At 69.6% G+C, this 7269-nt stretch carries 7 protein-coding genes; 5 read left to right on the forward strand and 2 right to left on the reverse strand.

Going from position 1 to position 7269, the window contains the following annotated elements:
- Positions 1-420, reverse strand: a 420-nt coding sequence (locus ACY34M_RS41725; RefSeq protein ID WP_462724161.1) for a CoA transferase, incomplete at its 3' end; no start/stop codon positions are given.
- 157 nt (positions 421-577) lie between these two features.
- Here ACY34M_RS41725 and sucC point away from each other — a divergent pair.
- From sucC to ACY34M_RS41745, 4 genes are all read left to right on the forward strand, one after another.
- Positions 578-1729: an ADP-forming succinate--CoA ligase subunit beta gene (gene sucC / locus ACY34M_RS41730; RefSeq protein WP_462723954.1), complete on the forward strand. Its 1152-nt coding sequence runs from the start codon at positions 578-580 to the stop codon at positions 1727-1729.
- Between the two features lie 11 nt (positions 1730-1740).
- Positions 1741-2625, forward strand: a complete 885-nt coding sequence (gene sucD, locus ACY34M_RS41735) for a succinate--CoA ligase subunit alpha (protein ID WP_462723952.1) — start codon at positions 1741-1743, stop codon at positions 2623-2625.
- A 139-nt stretch (positions 2626-2764) separates the two neighbouring features.
- Complete coding sequence (locus tag ACY34M_RS41740) at positions 2765-4321, forward strand: aldehyde dehydrogenase family protein (RefSeq protein WP_462723951.1); 1557 nt, start codon at positions 2765-2767, stop codon at positions 4319-4321.
- A 191-nt stretch (positions 4322-4512) separates the two neighbouring features.
- Positions 4513-5193: a GntR family transcriptional regulator gene (locus ACY34M_RS41745; protein ID WP_462723950.1), complete on the forward strand. Its 681-nt coding sequence runs from the start codon at positions 4513-4515 to the stop codon at positions 5191-5193.
- Between the two features lie 47 nt (positions 5194-5240).
- On the opposite strand, the gene ACY34M_RS41750 is transcribed toward ACY34M_RS41745, so the two are convergent.
- Complete coding sequence (locus tag ACY34M_RS41750) at positions 5241-6626, reverse strand: OFA family MFS transporter (RefSeq protein WP_462723949.1); 1386 nt, start codon at positions 6624-6626, stop codon at positions 5241-5243.
- Between the two features lie 223 nt (positions 6627-6849).
- Between ACY34M_RS41750 and ACY34M_RS41755 the strand changes: the two genes are divergently transcribed.
- The coding region (locus tag ACY34M_RS41755; RefSeq protein ID WP_462724162.1) for a CoA transferase at positions 6850-7269 on the forward strand (420 nt) is incomplete at its 3' end.

Genomic DNA, 7269 nt, shown 5'->3' on the forward strand with positions numbered 1-7269 from the left:
GACGACCTCGTAGGCCTTGAAGTTGGTGTACGGGCCCTCGCCGAAGCCCTTGATGGAGGCGTAGATGATGCGGGGGTTGATCTCCTGGATGCGGTCCCAGGTGAAGCCCATCCGGTCCACCGCGCCGGGGCCGAAGTTCTCCACCAGCACGTCGGACCGGCGGATGAGTTCGGTCAGCAGCTCCTTGCCGCGGTCGGTCTTGGTGTTCAGGGTGATGCTCCGCTTGTTGCAGTTGAGCATCGTGAAGTAGAGGGAGTCGACGTCCGGGATGTCACGCAGCTGCTTGCGTGTGATGTCACCGGTCGGCGCCTCCAGCTTGACGACGTCCGCACCCAGCCACGCCAGCATCTGGGTGGCGGATGGGCCTGACTGGACATGGGTCATGTCCAGGACGCGCACACCCTCGAGTGCCTTGGTCACGAACGACTCACCTCACTACTGGTCCACGGTCGGCTCGTACATTGCATACAGTCGCCGAATACTGTATGAAAACTGGTATCCCGCATTGAGTGGGTGGTGTCCAGGGGGCGTGCAGCACTTTTCCTTTCCGTAGCCGAGACAGGGGCTGAAGCAGGAACTGAGACAGGAGCCGCAAATGGACCTGTACGAACACCAGGCGAGGGACCTGTTCGCGGAGCACGGCATCCCCGTCCCGCGGGCCGAAGTCACCGAATCCGCCGAGGAGGCACGGGAGATCGCGCGTCGGCTCGGCGGTCGCGTCGTCGTCAAGGCCCAGGTGAAGACCGGCGGCCGCGGCAAGGCGGGCGGCGTCAAGCTCGCCGCCGACCCGGCCGCCGCCGAACTGACGGCGCACCAGATCCTCGGCATGGACATCAAGGGCCACACCGTGCGCACGGTGATGCTGGCCCAACCCGTCGACATCGAGACCGAGTTCTACGTCTCCTACGTCCTCGACCGCGCGGCCGGCACCTTCCTCGCCATCGCCTCAGCCGAGGGCGGCATGGAGATCGAGGAGGTCGCCGCCACCCGGCCCGAGGCCGTCGCCCGCATTCCCATCGACCCGGCGGTCGGCGTCACCTCCGCCGTCGGGGCCCGCATCGCCGAGGCGGCCGGCCTGCCGCCGCAGACCGTCGACGTCCTCGTACGACTCTGGGACGTCCTCACCCGCGAGGACGCGCTGCTCGTCGAGGTGAACCCGCTCGTGCGCACCGCGCAGGGGCAGATCCTCGCCCTCGACGGCAAGGTCACCCTCGACGACAACGCCCGCTTCCGCACCGCCCGCTGGGGAGAACAGGAGGCCACGCGCGACGAACCACTGGAGGCCCGCGCCGCCGCCAAGGGGCTCAACTACGTGAAGCTCGACGGCGAGGTCGGCGTCATCGGCAACGGCGCCGGGCTCGTCATGTCCACCCTCGACGTGGTCGCGGGCTGCGGCGCGAAACCCGCCAACTTCCTCGACATCGGCGGCGGCGCCTCCGCGCAGATCATGGCCGACGGCCTCGACGTCATCCTCTCCGACTCCGCCGTCAGGTCCGTCTTCGTCAACGTCTTCGGCGGCATCACCGCCTGCGACGCGGTCGCCGACGGCATCGTCCAGGCCCTGGAACACGTCCGGCTGACCAAGCCGCTCGTCGTCCGCCTCGACGGCAACAACGCCGCGCGCGGCCGGGCCATCCTCGAAGAACGGGCGCACCCGCTGGTCGAACAGGCCACCACCATGGACGGCGCCGCACGCCGGGCCGCCGACCTCGCCCTCAACCTCACCTAAGGAGCCGGGACATGGCCATCTACCTGACCAAGGAGAGCAAGGTCCTCGTCCAGGGCATGACCGGCGCCGAGGGCATGAAGCACACCCGCCGCATGCTCCAGGCCGGTACGAACGTCGTCGGCGGCGTCAACCCCCGCAAGGCCGGGCAGAGCGTCGACCTCGACGGCCGCGCCGTCCCGGTCTTCGGCGGCGTCGCCGAGGGCATGGCGGCCACCGGGGCCGACGTCACCGTCGTCTTCGTGCCGCCCGCCTTCGCCAAGGGCGCCGTGACCGAGGCGGCCGACGCGCGCATCCCGCTCGCCGTCGTCATCACGGAGGGCATCCCGGTGCACGACGCCGTCGCGTTCCACGCGTACGCGCGGCAGAAGGGCACCCGCGTCATCGGGCCCAACTGCCCCGGCCTCATCTCGCCCGGCGCCTCGAACGCCGGCATCATCCCGGCCGACATCACCAAGCCGGGCCGCATCGGACTCGTCTCCAAGTCCGGCACCCTCACTTACCAACTCATGTACGAGCTGCGTGACATAGGCTTCTCCACGTGTGTCGGCATCGGCGGCGACCCCGTCATCGGCACCACCCACATCGACTGCCTCGAAGCGTTCGAGGCCGACCCCGAGACCGAACTCGTCGTGCTCATCGGGGAGATCGGCGGCGACGCCGAGGAGCGCGCCGCGGCGTACATCCGCGAGCACGTCACCAAGCCGGTCGTCGGCTACATCGCCGGATTCACCGCGCCCGAGGGCAAGACGATGGGCCACGCCGGTGCCATCGTCTCCGGCTCGTCCGGCACCGCGCAGGCCAAGAAGGAGGCGCTCGAAGCGGCCGGCGTCCGTGTCGGCTCGACGCCGACGGAGACGGCCCGCCTCGTGCTCGACCGCCTCGCCGACGGGGCGTGACGCTTTTCATAGGGCTCAACGCGCCATCCTCGTACGGTTCTTGGCATACGGGAGGTGCCCAGTGGGCACCTCCCGTCCACAGCACCACCAGCCATCCAGTACCCCGCAACGACTGTGCACCGTGAGCGGAGACAGAACCATGGCAACCACCCTCAACACGCCCACCCTCAAGTCCGGTACGTCCTGGGCCGACGCCTGGCGGCGCTGCCTCGCCGTCGCCCCGGAGGCCTTCCGCGACGACCGCGTCCTGAACCTGTGGAACGGCGCCTGGCAGGCCGACGGCCGCGCCCTGCCCGCCACCAGCCCCGTCGACGGCAGCCCCATCGCGGGCCCGCCCCGACTCGACGCCGACACCGCCCACCGGGCCGTCCGCGCCTCCCTCGACCAGCACCGCGCCTGGCGGCACATCCCGCTGCCCGAACGGCGGGCGCGGGTCGCCGCGACCCTCGACGCGCTGACCGAGCACCGCGAACTCCTCGCCCTGCTCCTGGTCTGGGAGATCGGCAAGCCGTGGCGGCTCGCGCAGGCCGACGTGGACCGTGCCATCGACGGCGTGCGCTGGTACGTCGACGGCATCGACGACATGCTCGGCGACGGCGAGCGCACCCCGCTGGCCGGCCCGGTCTCCAACATCGCGAGCTGGAACTACCCGATGAGCGTGCTCGCGCACGCCCTGCTGGTGCAGGCGCTGGCCGGGAACGCGGTCATCTCCAAGACGCCGACCGACGGCGGCGTCTCCTGCCTCACCCTGGCCTGCGCGCTCGCAGCCCGCGAGGGCATCCCCGTCACGCTCGTCAGCGGCAGCGGCGGACAGCTCTCCGAGGCGCTGGTGCGGGCGCCGGAGATCGGCTGCGTGTCCTTCGTCGGCGGCCGGGACACGGGCGCGGCGGTCGCCACGGACGTCGCCGACCTCGGCAAGCGGCACATCCTGGAGCAGGAGGGCCTCAACACCTGGGGCATCTGGAACTTCACCGACTGGGAGAAGCTGACGGCGGCGATCCCCAAGCTCTTCGACTACGGCAAGCAGCGCTGCACCGCCTACCCCCGGTTCGTCGTCCAGCGCGAGGCCTTCGACGACTTCCTCGCCGCATACCTGCCCGCCGTGCGCACGCTGCGCGTCGGCCACCCGCTGGCCGTCGAGCACCCCGACGACCCGTACCCGGCGCTGGACTTCGGGCCGCTGATCAACGCGGCGAAGGCGAAGGAGCTGGGCGACCAGGTCGCGGAGGCGATCGACCGCGGGGCCGTCCCGCTGCACCGCGGCGCCCCCGACCCGGCGCTGTTCCTGCCGGGCCAGGACACCAGCGCGTACGTCCATCCGGTGACGCTGCTCGGTCCGCCGCCGTCCTCGCCGCTGCACCACGCCGAGCCGTTCGGACCGGTCGACACCATCGTCCTGGTGGACACGGAGGCGGAGCTCCTCGCCGCGATGAACGCCTCCAACGGCGCCCTCGTCGCCACGCTCTCCACCGACGACGAGGCGACGTACGAGCGGCTCGCCCCGCAGATCCGGGCGTTCAAGGTCGGCCATGGAAAGGCGCGTTCGCGCGGGGACCGGGACGAGCTGTTCGGCGGGTTCGGGGCGTCCTGGCGCGGCGCCTTCGTCGGCGGCGAGCTGCTGGTCCGCGCGGTGACCGAGGGGCCGGCGGGGGAGCGGCTGCCGGGCAACTTCCCCGAGTACCAGCTCATGCCCTGACCTCGACGCAGCTGCGGCGGGGCCCCGCACGACGCAGGGGGCGCTCCCCGCCGCACGTGAACCCCGCCGCCGTGCCGCGGGGCGGGCTTTCGCTCGCCCCGCGCACACGATGTGTCGACGGGATATTGTGTACAGGCTGGGATTGGCCTCGGCAAGCACTAGGACAACACGTACTGGGGGAAGGGGCCGCGATGTTGCCGACCGCAGGACTGCCACAGGGTGCGGTGCCCAAGCTGGACCGGCCGGGACCGCTGCGCGAGCGGGTCTACGGCGCGCTGCTCGAACTCATCATCACCCGCACCCTGCCGCCGGGCGCCCACCTCGTCGAGACCGAACTCGCGGCGCAGCTCGGGGTGTCGAGGCAGCCCGTACGGGAGGCGCTGCAGCGGCTGAGCACCGAGGGGTGGGTCGATCTGCGGCCCGCGCAGGGCGCGTTCGTGCACGAGCCGACCGAGGACGAGGCGGACCAGCTGCTGACGGTCCGCCAGCTCCTGGAGACCGAGGCGGTGCGGCTCGCCGCGGGAAAGGCCGACGCCGCCGCCGTCGCCGCGCTTGAGGAGCTGTGCGAGGCGGGGGAGCGGGCGGTCGCCGCGGACGACGTGGAGGCGGCTGTGGCGCTCAACGCGCAACTGCACGGCAAGGTCATGGAGTTGGCGGCCAACTCGGTCCTCGCCGAACTGGCCGCCCAGGTCGACCGCCGGGTGCGCTGGTACTACACCCCGGTGGCGCGGCAGCGCGGACACCAGTCCTGGGCCGAGCACCGCGAGCTGATCGCGGCGCTCGCCGACCGGGACGAGGCCAGGGCGGCGTCGGTCATGCGGGCGCACACCGAGCACACCCGCACGTCGTACCACCAGCGCGCGAGGCGGTGACCCGCGCCGGGCCACCGCCTCACTGACGAGCGGAAGGGGAAGGTGTCTCAGGTCGCCGCCTGTGGCTGCGGCACCGCGGCCTGGCTGCCCTTCTTCGGGCGGCCCGGCTGGTGCAGCGTCATCGCGATCACCGCGGCGATCAGCGAGGTCCCGCCGGCCAGCGCGTAGGCACCGTTGTAGCCCCACGCGGAGACCACCATGGAGCCCATGCCGCCGCCGAACAGGCCGCTGACCAGCTTGCCGCTGTAGACGAGGCCGTAGTTGGAGGCGTTGTAGTTCTCCCCGAAGTAGTCCGGCGTGAGCGCCGCGAACAGCGGATAGAACGCGCCGCCGCCGAATCCCGAGAGGAACGCGAAGACCAGGAACAGTGCCTCGCTGTGCAGGTCGCCGGCCCAGATGACACCGAACTGGGCGAGCCCGAGCACCAGGATGACCATCACGAGCGTCGGCTTGCGGCCCCATTTGTCGGAGGCCCAGCCCACGACGCCGCGGCCGATGCCGTTGATGACCGCCATGACACCCATCGAGGAGGCGGCGACGAGCGGGCCGAAGCCGACCTCCTTGGCGTAGTCGACCTGGAAGGAGATGCCGAAGATCGAGACACCGGCACTGATCACGAGGGCGACCCACATCAGCGGCAGCATGCCCGTCCTGATGGCCTCCATGGGCGTGAACTGCCGTACGGCGGGCGGGTTCTTGGCGAGGCTCGCCGCGCTCTTCCCGGAGCCGCCCTGGGCCAGGGGGTCGATGTGCGCGGGCCACCAGTTCTTCGGCGGGTCCTTGAAGAAGAAGGCGCAGACGAACACCACGACCATCACGTACAGGCCGACGAGGTCGAGCACGGTCTGGTAGTTCGACGTGTCGAAGGCGTAGTTGAAGATGAAGATGAACGGCAGCGAGCCGTAGGCGAAGCCGCCGTTGACGAACCCGGTCTTGCCGCCCTTGCGTTCGGGGAACCACTTGCCGACCATGTTGACGCAGGTCGAGTAGATCAGCCCGGAACCGATGCCGCCGACGACCCCGAATCCGAGGATCGCGACGAGCACGTCGTGGATGTGCGAGAGGGCCAGGAACCCGATCAGGCACAGGAACGAGCCGATGAACATGGCCCGACGGGCCGTCAGAATCCCCTTCTCCCGCAGCCATCCGGCGGGGAAGGAGACACCTGCCTGGAAGAAGATCCAGACGCTGAGGATCCAGAAGGTGTTGGACTGGGTCCAGTGGTGTGCGGTGGACAGTGTGTCCTCGGCCGAGCCGTAGGCGTACTCGAAGACGCTGATGCCCATCATGGCGATCCAGGGCAGATACACCATCAACTGCCGGGAGTGGCCGAGGATGTCGCGGTCCGACTCGCCGATCCGGTAGACGCGGCCGCGGGCGTCGGTGACCTCGCGATACGCGGGCGGCTCTGTTGCGTTGTGGTTCAAGGTCATATCAGGCGTTCCCTCACAGAGCTTCGTTGCTTCATGTGCGGTGATCCGGGCCTGTGCCCCGGCGGTCGCGCACAGACGAACGCGCTCGCCGGTTATTGCATACAGTCGACGAATACTGTATGAAGAGGGTTATCCCTCACTGGGTGGCTGGGTGTCCAGGGGCCGGACAAATGTTTGTACCGACCTTTTAACTCTGCACGGACAACGAGACGTGGGGTTGATCATGACCAAGGCTCTTGAGGGCGTGCGCGTCCTCGACATGACGCACGTTCAGTCGGGTCCGTCCGCGACGCAGATGCTGGCGTGGCTGGGTGCGGACGTCGTCAAACTGGAGGCGCCGACCGGTGACATCACGCGGAAGCAGCTGCGTGACGTGCCGGACGTCGACTCCCTCTACTTCACGATGCTCAACTCCAACAAGCGGAGCATCACGCTGAACACCAAGTCGGAGCGCGGCAAGGAGATCCTCACGGAGCTGATCCGCCGCTCGGACGTCATGGTGGAGAACTTCGGTCCGGGTGCGGTGGACCGGATGGGCTTCACCTGGGACCGCATCCAGGAGATCAACCCCCGCATCATCTACGCCTCCATCAAGGGCTTCGGCGAGGGCCCGTACACCAACTTCAAGGCCTACGAGGTGGTG

This window comes from Streptomyces sp. EDA2-14 (genome assembly GCF_054963755.1).

Excerpts from the sequence above, each read along its gene's own strand:
- sucD (WP_462723952.1), top strand. The coding sequence starts at position 1,741 with ATGGCCATCTACCTGACCAAGGAGAGCAAGGTCCTCGTCCAGGGCATG.
- ACY34M_RS41750 (WP_462723949.1), bottom strand. The coding sequence starts at position 6,626 with ATGACCTTGAACCACAACGCAACAGAGCCGCCCGCGTATCGCGAGGTC.
- ACY34M_RS41740 (WP_462723951.1), top strand. The coding sequence starts at position 2,765 with ATGGCAACCACCCTCAACACGCCCACCCTCAAGTCCGGTACGTCCTGG.
- ACY34M_RS41745 (WP_462723950.1), top strand. The coding sequence starts at position 4,513 with ATGTTGCCGACCGCAGGACTGCCACAGGGTGCGGTGCCCAAGCTGGAC.